The sequence below is a fragment of the Qipengyuania sp. MTN3-11 genome, from assembly GCF_042851825.1.
Taxonomy (GTDB): domain Bacteria; phylum Pseudomonadota; class Alphaproteobacteria; order Sphingomonadales; family Sphingomonadaceae; genus Qipengyuania.
Map to the genome: position 1 here is coordinate 481276 of NZ_BTGM01000002.1, position 13366 is coordinate 494641.

General features: G+C 65.7%; 16 protein-coding genes. 1 reads left to right on the top strand and 15 read right to left on the bottom strand.

Annotated elements, in window-relative coordinates; all coding sequences use genetic code 11:
• Position 1 precedes the first annotated feature (1 nt).
• The 14 genes from ACGHN1_RS09555 to ACGHN1_RS09620 are packed head-to-tail and all read right to left on the bottom strand — an operon-like array spanning position 2 to position 11344.
• Positions 2-274, bottom strand: a complete 273-nt coding sequence (locus ACGHN1_RS09555; RefSeq protein WP_390550686.1) for a flagellar biosynthetic protein FliQ — start codon at positions 272-274, stop codon at positions 2-4.
• A 5-nt stretch (positions 275-279) separates the two neighbouring features.
• Positions 280-1047: a flagellar type III secretion system pore protein FliP gene (fliP, locus tag ACGHN1_RS09560; protein WP_390550688.1), complete on the bottom strand. Its 768-nt coding sequence runs from the start codon at positions 1045-1047 to the stop codon at positions 280-282.
• The gene (locus tag ACGHN1_RS09565; protein ID WP_390550690.1) at positions 1044-1325 is read right to left on the bottom strand and encodes a flagellar biosynthetic protein FliO; all 282 of its coding nucleotides are present in this window, start codon (positions 1323-1325) and stop codon (positions 1044-1046) included. The genes fliP and ACGHN1_RS09565 overlap by 4 nt, the downstream gene beginning before the upstream one ends.
• Complete coding sequence (gene fliN, locus ACGHN1_RS09570) at positions 1325-1648, bottom strand: flagellar motor switch protein FliN (RefSeq protein ID WP_390550692.1); 324 nt, start codon at positions 1646-1648, stop codon at positions 1325-1327. The genes ACGHN1_RS09565 and fliN overlap by 1 nt, the downstream gene beginning before the upstream one ends.
• Before the next feature lie 4 nt (positions 1649-1652).
• On the bottom strand, positions 1653-2549 hold the full coding sequence (locus ACGHN1_RS09575; protein ID WP_390550694.1) for a FliM/FliN family flagellar motor C-terminal domain-containing protein: 897 nt from the start codon (positions 2547-2549) through the stop codon (positions 1653-1655).
• Positions 2546-3127 (bottom strand): flagellar basal body-associated FliL family protein, encoded by a 582-nt coding sequence (locus ACGHN1_RS09580; RefSeq protein ID WP_390550696.1) that lies wholly within the window; start codon positions 3125-3127, stop codon positions 2546-2548. The genes ACGHN1_RS09575 and ACGHN1_RS09580 overlap by 4 nt, the downstream gene beginning before the upstream one ends.
• 33 nt (positions 3128-3160) lie before the next feature.
• A complete protein-coding gene (locus tag ACGHN1_RS09585) occupies positions 3161-4759 on the bottom strand; it encodes a hypothetical protein (RefSeq protein WP_390550698.1) in 1599 nt (532 codons plus the stop codon).
• A gap of 60 nt (positions 4760-4819) precedes the next feature.
• Entirely contained in the window at positions 4820-5206 is a 387-nt protein-coding gene (locus tag ACGHN1_RS09590) for a hypothetical protein (RefSeq protein ID WP_390550700.1), read from the bottom strand.
• Positions 5203-6528 (bottom strand): FliI/YscN family ATPase, encoded by a 1326-nt coding sequence (locus ACGHN1_RS09595; protein ID WP_390550702.1) that lies wholly within the window; start codon positions 6526-6528, stop codon positions 5203-5205. The genes ACGHN1_RS09590 and ACGHN1_RS09595 overlap by 4 nt, the downstream gene beginning before the upstream one ends.
• On the bottom strand, positions 6516-7094 hold the full coding sequence (locus ACGHN1_RS09600; RefSeq protein ID WP_390550704.1) for a FliH/SctL family protein: 579 nt from the start codon (positions 7092-7094) through the stop codon (positions 6516-6518). The genes ACGHN1_RS09595 and ACGHN1_RS09600 overlap by 13 nt, the downstream gene beginning before the upstream one ends.
• Positions 7087-8112 (bottom strand): flagellar motor switch protein FliG, encoded by a 1026-nt coding sequence (gene fliG, locus ACGHN1_RS09605; protein ID WP_390550706.1) that lies wholly within the window; start codon positions 8110-8112, stop codon positions 7087-7089. Before fliG ends, ACGHN1_RS09600 begins: the two co-directional genes overlap by 8 nt.
• Positions 8109-9725, bottom strand: coding sequence for a flagellar basal-body MS-ring/collar protein FliF (gene fliF / locus ACGHN1_RS09610; protein WP_390550708.1), 1617 nt, complete (start codon positions 9723-9725; stop codon positions 8109-8111). Before fliF ends, fliG begins: the two co-directional genes overlap by 4 nt.
• Positions 9726-9728: 3 nt before the next feature.
• Positions 9729-10094 carry a flagellar hook-basal body complex protein FliE gene (fliE, locus tag ACGHN1_RS09615; protein WP_390550710.1) on the bottom strand — a complete coding sequence of 122 codons (366 nt, stop codon included), beginning with the start codon at positions 10092-10094 and terminating at the stop codon, positions 9729-9731.
• Positions 10091-11344 carry a sigma-54 interaction domain-containing protein gene (locus tag ACGHN1_RS09620; protein WP_390550712.1) on the bottom strand — a complete coding sequence of 418 codons (1254 nt, stop codon included), beginning with the start codon at positions 11342-11344 and terminating at the stop codon, positions 10091-10093. Before ACGHN1_RS09620 ends, fliE begins: the two co-directional genes overlap by 4 nt.
• Before the next feature lie 224 nt (positions 11345-11568).
• Here ACGHN1_RS09620 and ACGHN1_RS09625 point away from each other — a divergent pair, with 224 nt between their 5' ends.
• Positions 11569-12429 carry a flagellin gene (locus tag ACGHN1_RS09625; RefSeq protein WP_390550714.1) on the top strand — a complete coding sequence of 287 codons (861 nt, stop codon included), beginning with the start codon at positions 11569-11571 and terminating at the stop codon, positions 12427-12429.
• Positions 12430-12561: 132 nt separating this feature from the next.
• On the opposite strand, the gene ACGHN1_RS09630 is transcribed toward ACGHN1_RS09625, so the two are convergent.
• On the bottom strand, positions 12562-13212 hold the full coding sequence (locus ACGHN1_RS09630) for a response regulator transcription factor (protein WP_390550716.1): 651 nt from the start codon (positions 13210-13212) through the stop codon (positions 12562-12564).
• Positions 13213-13366 lie beyond the last annotated feature (154 nt).

Sequence of the window (13366 nt, forward strand, 5' to 3'; positions counted from 1 at the left end):
CTCAGCCGCCGATCTTGGCGATTTCGTAGAAGATATCGTGCATGAAATCGCCGACGAGGGCCATCATCGAGGCCCCCAGCACGACCATGACGAAGGCGACCGCGCCCAGCTTGGGGACGAAGGTCAGCGTCTGTTCGTTGACCGAGGTCGCCGCCTGGACGAGCCCGATGACGAGACCGATGGCGAGGCTCGCGATAAGGATCGGCGCGGCCACGAGCGCGGAGATCCACAGCATGCGGTCGGCGAACGAGAGAAGAACGGCACTTTCGTCCATGGGAACTATCCGAAACTGGAGGCGAGCGAGCCCATCAGCAGCGCCCATCCGTCGACGAGGACGAAGAGCAGCAACTTGAAGGGCAGCGAGACGATCATCGGACTCATCATCATCATGCCCAGGCTCATGAGCACGCTCGAGACGACGAGGTCGATGACGAGGAAGGGCAGGAACAGCATGAAGCCGATCTGGAACGCGGTTTTCAGTTCGCTGGTCACGAAGGCGGGGAGCAGGATCGAGAACGGCACGTCCTGCGGGCTTTCGAACTGTCCGGCATTTGCGATGTCGGCGAACATCTCGAGATCGTATTCGCGCGTCTGCCGGATCATGAAGGCATGGAACTGGTCCCCGGCGCGTTCGATCGCGACCTCGGCGCCGATCTGCCCCGCGGAATAGGGCGCGATCGCCGCCTCGTTCACCCGCTCGAGCGTCGGCGCCATGATGAACAGCGACAGAAACAGGCTGATGCCGATCAGGACCTGGTTCGGCGGCGACTGCTGGAGCCCCAGTGCCTGGCGCAGGATCGCGAGGACCACGATGATGCGCGTGAAGCTGGTCATCATCAGCAGCAGGGCGGGCAGGATCGTCAGCAGCCCCATGATCAGGAGCAGCTGAAGCGACAGGCTCAGCGGCTCGCCACCGGCCCCGGCCATCTCGCCGAAGGCGCGATCGAGCGCGCCGGATACCGCGGTGTCGCCCGTCTGGGCATTCACCAGCGCGGGATAGACGAAGGCGGTTGCGGCAGCCGCGAACTTGGTCAGGCGCGCGATCATGGAACGACGTCCTCGCTGCTCGCGCGCGCCGGGGCCTCGGCAAGGCGCGTCAGGCCGTTGCGCGACGTAGACACCAGGATCTCGCGGCCGTGAAATTCGATCACCGCGAGCCGCATCGTCGGCGAGAGCATGGTGCTCTCGACGATGCGCACCGCCTTGCTGCCGCCGGCAGGCGCGCCGAACTGGCCCTGCATCTTCTTGGCAAGCTTGAGGCTGCCCCAGATCATCGCTCCAATCAGCGGGAGGAGGATCAGGAGCTTGAGGACGTACCAGAACATCAGGCGGTCTCGCTCGCACCCGTGGCGGCGACGGTGATCGGCTGCGAACGGCGGTCGACCGCCGGTTCGGCGGAGCTGGCCCCGGCGATCTCCAGCACGCGAATGGCGAAGCGGCCACCCTGGGCGATGACTTCGCCGCGCGCGATCAGCTTGCCGTTGACGAACATGTCGAGCGGTTCGTCGGTCAGGCGATCCAGCTCGACCACGCTCGCTTCGCCCAGCGCCAACACGTCGCGCAGGCGCATCGACTTGCGGCCCAGCTCGACGGTCATGCGGACGTCGATATCCTGAATGAGGCCGAAGCCTTCTGCTTGAGAGATCATTGGCTTACTCCGAAAGATGGATTTGCGTGAGTTCGAGCGCGACCCGGTCGTCGAGCTCGCCGACCGACCCGTGGGCGATGGTGAGATCGCCGGTCATCAGGGGCACGTGGCGGTTGACCGCGACCGGGATGACCGACCCCGGCTCGAGGCAGGCGAGACGGGCGATCGACATCGGCACGTCGACCAGGACCGCGCGCAGCGGCAGGTCGACCTCCGCGATCGCCGAACCGTCGATCCCGCGGGCACCGATGGTCCGGCCTGTGGCGGGCGAGACGGCCCGGCTGTCCACGAAATCCCCGATCGTCGAGTTGCAGGCAGCGAGGCGCAGCTTCCACGCCGTGCCTCCGCCGGCATTGCTGACGACGACGGTCGCCGTCCAGACGGTCTCTTCGGGCGCGAAGGGCGCGGGACGATCGGACTGATCGCCGTCGGTTGCCGCGGAGACGTTGCGGCCGTCGCACAGGCCGCGCAAGACATCGGCAATGCGCTCTTCGAACTGGCGTGCGAAGCGCGCGGTCGAGACCGGAAGCACGGTGCAGTCCTCGTCGATTTCTCCTGGCCCGCCGAGCAGGCGTTCGAACTGGGCGACGAGTTCGCCGATCCGAACCGAGACCAGGACGCCGCGGCGTTCTTGACCCACCGAATAGAAGCCGTTGCGATACGTATCCCCGACCTCGGCGAACCATTGGTCGGCGCTCAGCATTCCCGTTGCGACGACATCGGCCGTCAGGCCGCGGTCGTCGCAGATCGCGGCGAGCTCGGAAGCAGCCCGCGCGGCGAAACCGGCCGCGAACCGCGCGAACTCCGCCTCGAGATCGGGCGGTGCGGCGGCGCGGCTCAGCAGCTCGCTGCAATGGCACGCGGCCCGCGCCGCTGCCAGAGGGACGGAACCGGAGATCATTGGACGATGAACGACCGGAAGTAGACGCTGTCGACGCCGCCGAAGCCTTCGCGTTCCTCGAGCGCTTCGTTGATGGCTTTGGTGAGCCGCAGCTGGAGCTCTTCCTTGCCGCGGATGCTGGCGAGCTCTTCCTCGCTCGTGGCGGCGAGTTCGGCGAGAATGCGCGAGCGCAGTGCCGTCTCGTGCTCGTCCAGCCACATCAGCACGCGCCCGTCGTAATGGGTCGAGGCCGCCAGGCTGACCTGGACCAGCGCCGTGCCGTTGGCGAGGTTCGAGGTGAATTCCTCGCTGAAATCGTAATAGGCGGTGCGGTACTTGCCGCCCCCGGCTCCGTGCACGACCTCGACATGCTCCTTGGCCTTGCCGTCATCGGCGATCGGATAGGGATCCTCCTCACCCTTCAGCACGAGCTTGGGGTTGGGATCCTCCTTCTCGCCACCGGCACCCAGCATGCCGCTGGCGACCGCGGCGTAGGTACCGCCACCGCCCGCGCCAAGAAGGACGAGCGCGAACAGAACGAGCTTGAGCTTGCCGCCCTTCTTCTTGACCGGTTCCTGCGAAGTGACTTCGTTCGACATTGTGAGTTCCTGCGTGAGTGGGATAGAAAGTGATCAGGCGTAGAGTGCGTCGTCCGACGCGGATTTCGGCGCTTGCTTGTGATGCTGTGCGGCGCGTTCCTCGCGCTGGCTGCGCGGATCGGAAGACGGCGAGCGTTGGTCGCCGTTGCCGCCCTGGCCCAGGCTGGAGCCGGCTTGGCCTCCAAGGCCGCCTCGATCCGAACCGGTCGGCGCGTGCTGGGTCTGCGAAGGATGGGCCGGAGCGGACGTTTCGTGGGACCGCGAGGCTCCCTTTTCGTTCGCCATGGCGGCGGCGAGCGCGCGCTGGGCCTCGCTGGTTTCGGCGGAGATTTCGGCCTTGATGCCATCCGACGAATGATCGAAGGCAACGGTCAGGGCGCCGAATTCCCTGTGAGCCACGGCGATCGCGGCCGGTTTCGACAGATCGACATGACGTGCGGCTGTGAGCTGTTCGACGACGCGTTCGACATCTGCGAAGGGATCGTTGACCACCGGTCGGGCTGTTGCCGCGACGGGCCGGGGAGTATCCCCTGTCGGTTCGGATTGCGGAGCCAAGGTCGGGGCCTGAGCTTTGGCGATCTCCGACACATGCGCACCACGCAGCGCGAACTGCTGCTTGTCCGAGCCACTCGTTGTCCCGGTGTCGTGGTGTTCCGCCGCGGCCTCTCCACCTGAGGATTCCGTAGCGGCAAGCGCCTCGGCAAGTGCTGGCGTCGCCAATGCGTCCGATCGACCCGAAGCGGTTGCGGTCTTTGGGACGGCCACGGTCGAAGTGACCGCCGCGGTCGTGGCTTCCTTGCCTGCTACACTGGCCGGTTCGACGATCATCGCGGAAGATGCAGCCAGCTGCACCGGTATGGCGATCGATTGCGTTGCTGCTGTTGTGACAGCCGGTGCGGACTGCACTTGCGGCATGTTGGGAAGAACCGAGGACGGGGTCGCCGCAGCCGAAGTCGTCCCGAACGGGATGCTCGCGTTGGTGGAGGATGTTGCCGTGGCAACCGACGTCGAAATGCTAGCTGACGCGCTGGACAACCCGGCCTTCGCCTCGGCCGACAAGGTCGAGAGCGCCCTCACCGGCTTTGCTCCGAACGGGTCGGCGGGAGCCGAGGTGTTCGTCGAGCCTGTTGTGTCGTTGGCAGTGCTTTCGACCGTCACAGCGGACAGCATTGTCGACGCCAGAGGCGCGACCAACCCCGGAGTCGACGCGTTTGGAATGCTTGGCGTGAACGAGATCGAAGCTTCGGTGAGGGTCGGCGCTACGAGCGGCATGACCAAGGCGGCTATCTCCTCGGGCGCGCGCTGTATTCCCTGGCTGTTTTCTTCGGTCTTCGCTTCCGAGCCCAAGTCCGTCGGCGCAAGCCCGGCAATCCGACCCTTCGGCAGGGCGTCCGGCAAGAACTTGCCGGTCGGCAACTCGAAAACTTGCCGCGCGATCATGGGTGCATCCGCCGCTTCGCCCACGACTCCTTCGACTTTGGGCAAAGGCGTGATCTGGGAAAGGCTGTCCAGAAGGTCGGCGAAGCCATCCGCCAGCGCAGAGCCCGCGGATTTCTGCCCCTTCCCGCCGTCCAGACCGGGGCTTAGGGATAGGAAGTCCGAAGAGTTCGCGATGCTTGGCGAGAGGTTCATGGCGTGTCCGTCTTTCATTTGCGGACAATCTATCAAGAACCGTGCCAAATCGGGTCGACGTCAGCCCTTCTCGAGACCGGCGACGATCGTGCGGACCAGTTCGCGCGTTTTCTCTTCCGCCTTTCGCAGACGCAGGTCGGACTGGCCCAAGGTCTCGCGCCGCGCTTGCGACTGAAGCTCGGCTTCCTGGGCCTGGGTCGCGCTCAGTTCGGTGAGCTTCTGCAACTGATCGCGCATTGCCTTGCCGCTGCGCAGATCGGCACCGACCCGATCGCCTTCGCGCAGGTCGTAATGCGCCGCCAGGCTGCGGGTGCGCTCCGCCACGCCGAACAGCCGCGCCCGCGTAGCCTCGGCCTCGCTGGCGGCGAAGGCCGATTGCATCCGCTCGACGCTTCTGATCCGCTGGATCAACTGCGCTCGCTTGAGTTTGCGTCGTTCGAGGTTCATTTCGCGACGAGTTCCGCGAGCTGTTCGCGCGCGGCGACTAAGCTTACGCTTTCGTCCTGCCGCTGGGACAGGAATGCGCCCATTCCCGTTTGCATGGCGATGGCTTCGTCGAGCAGCGGATCGGTGCCCTGCCGATAGGCGCCCATCATCACCAGGTCGCGGTTGGCCTCGTAGCTGGCGCTCAGCGCGCGGAACCGGCGAGCATTGGCAGCATGGTCCGCCGGGACGATATCGTTCATTACCCGGCTCAGCGACGCGCCGACATCCACGGCGGGATATTGCCCGCGCTGAGCGATCTCGCGCGAGAGCACGATATGCCCGTCGAGGATCGCGCGCGCGGTATCGACCACGGGGTCGTTCTGGTCGTCGCCATCGGCGAGGACGGTGTAGACCCCGGTGATCGCGCCGCCCGAGCGTTCGGAATTCCCGGCCCGTTCGATCAGTTTGGTAATGGTCGATAGTGCCGATGGCGGATAGCCACGCGCGGCTCCGGGCTCGCCCAACAGAATGCCGATCTCGCGCGCTGCATGGGCGACGCGGGTCAGGCTGTCGAGAATGAGAAGGACGCGCTTGCCCTGCGAACGCAGGTGCTCGGCGATCGATGTCGCCAACATCGCACCCCGCAGGCGCAAATTCGCCGCATGATCGGCGGGCACGGCGACGATCGCCGTCTTGGCGGCGCGATCGCCGGACATGTGGCGAGTGACGAAGTCGGAAACCTCGCGTGCCCGTTCGCCGATCAGCCCGACGACGACGGCATCGGCTTGGGCATTGTCGACGATCATGTCCATGAGCACCGATTTGCCGACACCCGAACCGGCCATGATCCCGATGCGCTGGCCGACGCCGAACGTCGTCAGCGCGTTGAGCGAGCGGATCCCGCTGTCGAATTCCTGAGTCACGCGCGAGCGATCGAGAGCGCCCACACGATGACCGCCCGCAGGCCAGGAAGCGCTGGCGAGGATCGTACCCCCGCCATCGATGGCTTCGCCCGACCCGTCGACCGCCCGGCCGAGAAAACCCTGCCCGACGTTGAGCATGCCGGGCGTGCCTTCGGGGCGAACGATCGCCCCGGGCCGCAGCAATACGGTATCGCCGAGCATCATCATCATCGTGTTGCCGTTGCGAAAGCCGATCGTCTCGGCCCGATGCGGTGCCGACTGGCCCTGCGCGATCGAACAGATCGTGCCGATCGGTATGCCGAGGCCGGACACCTCGATAAGCCCGCCGTCGCAGGCGACGACGCGGCCGAAGCGGCGCGGCGCGAAGTCGACCGAGGCCGTCTCCAGCGCCGAAAACGTCCGGTCTATCAGTGCGTGCATGCGTCGAAGGCCTCGGCGAGCGAACGCCGCCACTGCTGCGGGCCGTCCTCGACCCCGCCGTCATCGGTCTCGATGCGCAATCCGCCGCGCTCCACGCTGGCGTCCGGCAGGAGTTCGAGATTGTCGGGCAGGCTCTGTCGCACCAGGTCTAGATCGTCGGGATGGATATGGACGATGCGCTGGTCGTGCTTGCGCTGGAGCATCGCTGCGGCGGCTTCGATGCGCCGGGCGAGCCCATCTGCATCGAGCGCCAGCGGCACGACCGCCTCCTCGCACAGCGCCTGCACGGTCGCGAGCAGGCGTTCGCGCAGAAGCTGTTCGCTGTCGGTATCGAAGCGAGCAAAGGCCAGTTCGATCGCCGCCCGCTGCGCCCGTTCCGCCACGGCTTGCGCCTCGCAATCGGCGCGGGCGGAGACCACCCCGTCCTGAAAACCGTCGCGATAGGCTTTTTCGACGGCATCCTCGCCCGCGGCGTGGTTATCGGCCGGGTCGGGCAATCGGGAGTATCGGATGTCGCGCGCGAAGCTGCCCCGTTTGCCGAGGGCGGAATAGGCGATCCTAGACATAATCCTCGTCGCCCTCGCCCATGATGAGGTCGCCCTGCGCGATCAGGCGCTTGGCGGTGGCGACCACCGCCTTCTGCGCTGCTTCCACGTCGGCCTTCTTGACCCGGCCGCGGTTCTCGATCTCGTCGCGCAGACCATCCGCCGCGCGCGAAGACATGGCCGCGAAGAACTGTTCGCGTTGATCCGGCTCAAGGCCCTTCAGCGCGACGATCAGCGTGTCGTTCTCGACATCGCGCAGAAGCACACCGGTCATCTTGGTGTCGAGAGCGAAGAGATGCTCGAACTTGAACATCTCGTTCTCGAGCTCCTTGGCGAGATTCTTGTCGATCTTGCCGAGCTTGGGAAGCACGGCCTTCTCGACCGAACGGCCCGACTTGTTGATAATGTCCGCCGCCTGCCGGATCCCGCCCATGGTGAGCGGCACCGACCCGTGCAGGCTCTCGATCTTGGCGACCACGGTCTGCTCGAGGATCTCGATCGCCTGCTGCGAGACCGGGCCCAGCCGCGCGATGCGATGGAGGACCGGCGTATGGAGATCGGCGGGAAGGGCCGCCAGCGCAGTCGCGGCGACCTCCGCGTCGAGCTGGAGCAGCAGCACGGCGATGGCCTGGGGATGTTCGTCGGCGAGCATCTCGCCGATCACCTTGGGATCGAGCCAGCGCAACAGGCTGATCGCGGGCAGGCTCGGCTCTTCGGTTTCGCGGGCGACCTGGCGCATCAGGTTCTCGGATTTGACCTCGCCGACGGCGCCGGTCATCAACCGACGGACACTGTCGACCCTGCCGACATCCGAAATGCCGCTTTGTTCGGTCGATGCGGAGAAGCCGGCGATGGCGGCCGAGATCGCATGCGGTTCGACCTCGCCGATGGCGCACATCGTTCCCGCAAGCTGGCGCAGTTCGTCGGGATTGAGCTGGCCGAGGATTTTCGAGGCATCCTCCTCGGCAAGCAGCATCACCATGATTGCGGCCTTGTCGGTCCCGGCCAGGGGCTGGGAATGGGCGGAGACGGCGGTCATGCCGGTCCTCCGGCGCGCGCATCCTCGGCGAGCAAGCGGCGCAGGGCCATCACGGCATCGTCGGGATTTTCGCGAGCGATGCGCTGGGCAAGCTCGATCTGTCCGTCGAGTGCCTGACGATCGAAGGTGAGCGCTCCGGCGGGGCCGGGTCCAGCGGGCGCGGGAAGCAGATCCTGTCCGTCCGTCTCGTCGCTGGCGCTCCGGCCGTTGCGCAGCGCGGCAATCGCCGGTCTGACGGCGAGAAGGAGGACCAGGAGGACGCACAGAACGGCCACACCGTTGCGCACCGCCATGCCGAACCAGCTCGTCTCGTAGAAGGGGACCTCGTCGCCCTCGACCTTTTCGAAGGCGCGCATCACCACCGTCACCTTGTCGCCGCGATCCTCGCGCGCGCCGACGGCGGAACTGACCAGTTCCTTGACCTTGTTGATGTCGGCGGCGCTCGCCTTGGCGAGAGCGGCCTGATCGATGGCCACCGCGACGGACAGGTACCGGATCGATCCCGGCGACAGGTTCGAAACCGAAACCTCGCGTCCCATCTCGTACACGCGGGTCGCGCTGCTCTCGCCCGCACCTTCGGCCGCGGCTGCGGGCTGCGTATCCTGTGGCGCGCCCGGCCGTACTTCGCCATCGGCGGGCGGCGTGTTGGCGAGAACGCCCGGAATGCCTCCCACCGGCGCGCCGGTGCTCTGGGATTGCTGGGTGGTCTCGCGGCGGACGGTTCCGTCCTTGTCGTAGCTTTCGCGCGCGGAGGTGACCTCGTTCATGTCGAGATCGACCTGAACCTGCGAGGTGAAGGCGCCGCTGCCGAACATCGGGGCGAGCAGCTGCTCGACCTGCGCGTTGAGCTTGGCTTCCATCTGCGCCTGCAGGTCGATGCGGCCGCTGTTGGGATCGCGCGCCTCGGTCAACAACTTGCCGTGCTGGTCGACGACCTTGACCGCGTCGATCCCGAGACCCGGGACCGAACCGGCCACGAGATTGGCGATCGCGGTGACCTGGCCTTCGCCGAGCTGTCGGCCGCGCGCCATGCGCACCATGATCGAGGCCGATGGCTTGACATCCTCGCGCACGAAGACCGAACGTTCGGCCTTGGCGATATGCACGCGCACCGCCTCGACACCGTCGATCTCCATGATCGTCAGCGTCAGCTCGCGTTCCTGGGCAGCGCGAAGCCGGTCGCCCTCGAGCGTGCGGCTGGCGCCCATGGGCAGGTTCTCGATCAGGTCGGCGCCGCTTTCGGGCGCCGCCAGCGAACCGTCGGAGGCGACCAGCATACGGGCGCGGTAGACATCGTCCTCGCCCACCGTCAGCGCGCCCGAATTGTTATCGATCGTGTAGCCGATACCGGCTTGATCGAGCGTGGCGACCACGCTGGCGCGTTCGGCATCGCCGAGCGAGGAATAGAGGACCCGTTGCGGAGCAGGCGAGAGTACCGCCCACGTCAGCGCCATCAGGCCGAGACCCGCGGTGCCGGCGAACCACGGCAGCACCTTCCTGACCGAAGGCTGCGCCATAAAGCCGCGCGCACGTTCGCCGAAAGTGCCCGTCCCTCCCGAAAGAGGGGCGAGCACCCCGGTACCGTTCCCGTCGGCAGGAACCAGACTGTTCATGGATTAGATCCCCATCCGCATGGTTTCTTGGTACGCGGCAAGCAGCTTGTTGCGGACCTGGAGAGTGGCTTCGAAGGCGACGCCGGCTTCCTGCCGGGCGAGCATGACCTTGGCGATGTCGGTTTCCTCGCCGCGTTCGTAGGCTGCGGTCATCCGGCTGGATTCCGCCTGGACCGCGTTGACGTTGTCGAGCGCGTTGCGCAGCGAATCGCCGAAGTTCGGTGCCGCCGCCCCGCCCGCTTCGGTGGGCGCCGCCGGCTTGGGCTGGTGGACGTCCTGCAGGACCTTGGAACGGTCGATGATCTGCTGGCGCAGGGCAATGATCTGCTCGAGCGATCCGCCTCCGCCGATGCCGCCGACCGGGTTCATCGACCCGCTCCCACGGCGATCCCGGCTTCACGGAAGGAAGCAAGGCGATAACGCAGCGTGCGTTCGCTGATGCCCAGCGCGCGGGCGGCGTTGGCGCGGTGCCCGCCGACCGAATCCAGCGCTTCCATGATCGCCCGGGCTTCCGAGATCTGGACGATCTTGGATAGCTTGGCCGCCCCTTCGGGTGCCGCGGCAATCTCGGTCTCGGCCGGTGTTTCGACCGCGCGGGCGGTCATGTCGAAGACGATGTGTTCGATCCCGATGGTGGCGCGGCCGTGCGACAACAGGAGGGCCCGGCGCATCACGTTCTCCAGCTCGCGGACATTGCCGGGCCAGGCGTAGCCGGTAAGCGCGGCGAGCGCCGCGTCTTCGATCCAGGGCATCCGATCGCCCTTGGCAACGTGGCGCAGCAGCATGGCGAAAGCGAGCGGCGCGATATCCGCGCGCCGTTCGCGCAGCGGCAGCATCTCGATGGGAAAGACGTTCAGGCGATAATAGAGGTCGGCACGGAAGCGGCCTTCCTGAACCTCGTGCGGCAGATCGCGGTTGGCGCAGGCGATGATGCGGACATCGACCTTGATCGGACGGGTGGCGCCGATCGGTACCACTTCGCCCTCCTGAAGCGCGCGCAGCAGTTTGGCCTGAAGCGAAAGCGGCATTTCCGCGATTTCGTCCAACAGCAGGGTTCCGCCATCGGCGGCGCGGAAGAAACCTTCCCCCGCCGCGCTCGCTCCGGTGAATGATCCCTTCACATGGCCGAAGAGCATGGCCTCGAGCATGGTCTCGGGAATGGCGGCGCAGTTGACCGCGATGAACGGCCTGTCGGCACGGTCGCTGCGGCGGTGAATGAAATTGGAAAGGACTTCCTTGCCCGTCCCCGTGGGGCCGTTGATGAGTACCGGAATGTCGGTGCGGGCGAGACGGTCCGCGAGCGCGATCACCGACAGCGATGCCGGATCGGCTGCGACCGGACCTTCCCCGGCATAGGTCATGGCGACAAGCGCGGCGATGCTGCTTTCGGCTATCGGATCGTCATAGGTGATGGTGGCGCCCGCGCCCGAAATCTCGATCGCCGGCACGGGACCACGCGCCATGCGAATGGCCCGCCCGCCGAGGTCGGACGCCCGGTCCCCCTCGTCGGCGAACGTCACGGGTCGATCCATGAACAGCGAGGATGCGATCCCCGCCATTCTTGCATCGATCGTGCCGTGCGTTCGCGAATAATTCGCGGTCTTCGTAATCCCGTCCATTTATTGCCCCCGTCGGCATGTCTTAGCGACAGACGGGCAAATGCCCCCCGGACGTCAAATGTTTGCCTAATTTTAGGTCTGGTAGAACTACGAGCATGGTTAACCGGGAATCGGCGATCGCGAACCGAAACCCTTAAGCTCGCCGCATTTGTGCCGGTCTGGTCTTCGGCTGCCGCATCCGGACCAGGGGGGCAGTGTGATCGTAGACCAGAAGGGATTTCACTATGAACGTGATCAACACCAACATCGGCGCGCTGAAGGCGTCGAACGCGTCCACCGCAGCCGGCAAGGCTCTGGGCACGGCCATGGAGCGTCTGTCGACCGGCAAGCGCATCAACTCCGCGAAGGACGATGCCGCCGGCCTCGCCATCTCCACCACCATGACGGCGCAGGTGCGCGGCATGAACCAGGGCATCCGCAACGGCAACGACGGCATCTCTATGGCGCAGACCGCTGAAGGCGCGCTGTCCGAAGTGACCAACATGCTGCAGCGCGTCCGCGAGCTCGCCGTCCAGGCGTCCAACGGCAGCTACTCCGCCGCCGACCAGGCCAAGATGCAGCTCGAAGTCGCCGAGATGACCACGCAGCTCGTGAGCGTTCTCGACAACACCAAGTTCAACGGCGTCGCGCTGTTCAACACCACCGCCACCGCGACCGCGGCGGCCGACAACTTCGCCATCCAGGTCGGTGCCAATACCGGCGAGACGGTGACGATCGCCAAGGCGCAGATCGACAAGACCAACCTCAACAACACCGCCACGACCGGTTTCAAGGTCGATGGCGCCGATGCCGCCACCGGCCGTACCAACGCCCAGGCGACCATCACCAATGTCGATACGGCGCTGAACGTCGTCAACAACGCCCGCGCTTCGCTGGGTGCTTCGCAGAACCGGCTCGAATCGGCGGTGACCAACCTCACCAACAACTCGACCAACCTGTCCGAAGCGCGCTCGCGGATCATGGACACCGATTATTCGGCCGAAACCACCGCTCTTGCGAAATCGCAGATCCTCAGCCAGGCCTCGAACGCGATGCTGGCGCAGGCCAACCAGAGCCAGCAGAACGTTCTCTCGCTGCTCCGCTAAGAAAAACCGTAAGGTCTTGGAAGTCCGTCGCCCCCAGCGGGGCGGCGGATTTTCTTTTGTCGGTATGCGGCCGCCGGGCGAGCCCGTCCGGAAGGCGGCTAGTCGAACGCGGCTCGAGAAGCGCCGGCTGGGCTAGGCCACTTGCCGCTGCTGGAGCATGTCGTCAGCATACTCGGCTTGGCCGGGTTCCTGCATATCGCCCGCCTCTATGATGATGCGCATCAGACTGGCCAGATTGGTCGCTTCGAGCTTCGCGATGATGTTCGCGCGGTGCAGTTCGACCGTACGGAAGCTGATGCCGAGCGGAATGGCGAGTTCCTTGCTCGACAACCCTGCCCCGATGCCCGCAGCCACCTGACGCTCGCGCGGGGTGAGCCGGGACATCAACAGCCGGGCCCGCGCCTCGGACGTTCGCCGCCGGATCATGGTCGCGGCGGTGTCGGTGACGACCTTAAGCGTATTCCAGAGTTCGGCTTCGTCTCCGGGCCATTCGACATAGCCGGCGCAAGACCCGTGGATGCGGTCCATGACCTGCGCCAGCGACGGCGAGGCGCTGTAGGCGATGACCGGGAAGAAAATGCCCGCGTTCTGCAACTGATCACAGGCGGTCACTGCATCGGCTTGCCGATCGGAGACGAAAACGATGGCATCGTCGAATTCCGAACGCCCGAACTCGGCGGCGCAATCGACCTGGACCACGTAGCCCTTTTGCGAAAGGACACGGGCCAGAGAATTGCGAACCTGATACTCGGAATCGATGACGACGAATGTAGTATCGTCCACGTAGCCCCCCAGCCAAGCCCCCGTCGACAAGCTCGAAAGAGCCATCTTCGCATTTGTTAAGTTGCCTGGCCGGGGAATGAAAGTCACTCAGGGTGGTGTCATTCACCGGGATGACATAATCGTAGGGAACGGTAGCGGAAACCGCAGGCAAGGA

Coding starts and splice junctions, on each gene's coding strand:
- ACGHN1_RS09600 (WP_390550704.1), bottom strand. CDS start 7,094: ATGTCTAGGATCGCCTATTCCGCCCTCGGCAAACGGGGCAGCTTCGCG.
- ACGHN1_RS09580 (WP_390550696.1), bottom strand. CDS start 3,127: ATGTCGAACGAAGTCACTTCGCAGGAACCGGTCAAGAAGAAGGGCGGC.
- ACGHN1_RS09565 (WP_390550690.1), bottom strand. CDS start 1,325: ATGTTCTGGTACGTCCTCAAGCTCCTGATCCTCCTCCCGCTGATTGGA.
- ACGHN1_RS09575 (WP_390550694.1), bottom strand. CDS start 2,549: ATGATCTCCGGTTCCGTCCCTCTGGCAGCGGCGCGGGCCGCGTGCCAT.
- ACGHN1_RS09555 (WP_390550686.1), bottom strand. CDS start 274: ATGGACGAAAGTGCCGTTCTTCTCTCGTTCGCCGACCGCATGCTGTGG.
- fliN (WP_390550692.1), bottom strand. CDS start 1,648: ATGATCTCTCAAGCAGAAGGCTTCGGCCTCATTCAGGATATCGACGTC.
- ACGHN1_RS09595 (WP_390550702.1), bottom strand. CDS start 6,528: ATGCACGCACTGATAGACCGGACGTTTTCGGCGCTGGAGACGGCCTCG.
- fliE (WP_390550710.1), bottom strand. CDS start 10,094: ATGAACCCGGTCGGCGGCATCGGCGGAGGCGGATCGCTCGAGCAGATC.
- fliP (WP_390550688.1), bottom strand. CDS start 1,047: ATGATCGCGCGCCTGACCAAGTTCGCGGCTGCCGCAACCGCCTTCGTC.
- ACGHN1_RS09590 (WP_390550700.1), bottom strand. CDS start 5,206: ATGAACCTCGAACGACGCAAACTCAAGCGAGCGCAGTTGATCCAGCGG.
- ACGHN1_RS09585 (WP_390550698.1), bottom strand. CDS start 4,759: ATGAACCTCTCGCCAAGCATCGCGAACTCTTCGGACTTCCTATCCCTA.
- fliF (WP_390550708.1), bottom strand. CDS start 9,725: ATGAACAGTCTGGTTCCTGCCGACGGGAACGGTACCGGGGTGCTCGCC.
- ACGHN1_RS09625 (WP_390550714.1), top strand. CDS start 11,569: ATGAACGTGATCAACACCAACATCGGCGCGCTGAAGGCGTCGAACGCG.
- ACGHN1_RS09620 (WP_390550712.1), bottom strand. CDS start 11,344: ATGGACGGGATTACGAAGACCGCGAATTATTCGCGAACGCACGGCACG.
- fliG (WP_390550706.1), bottom strand. CDS start 8,112: ATGACCGCCGTCTCCGCCCATTCCCAGCCCCTGGCCGGGACCGACAAG.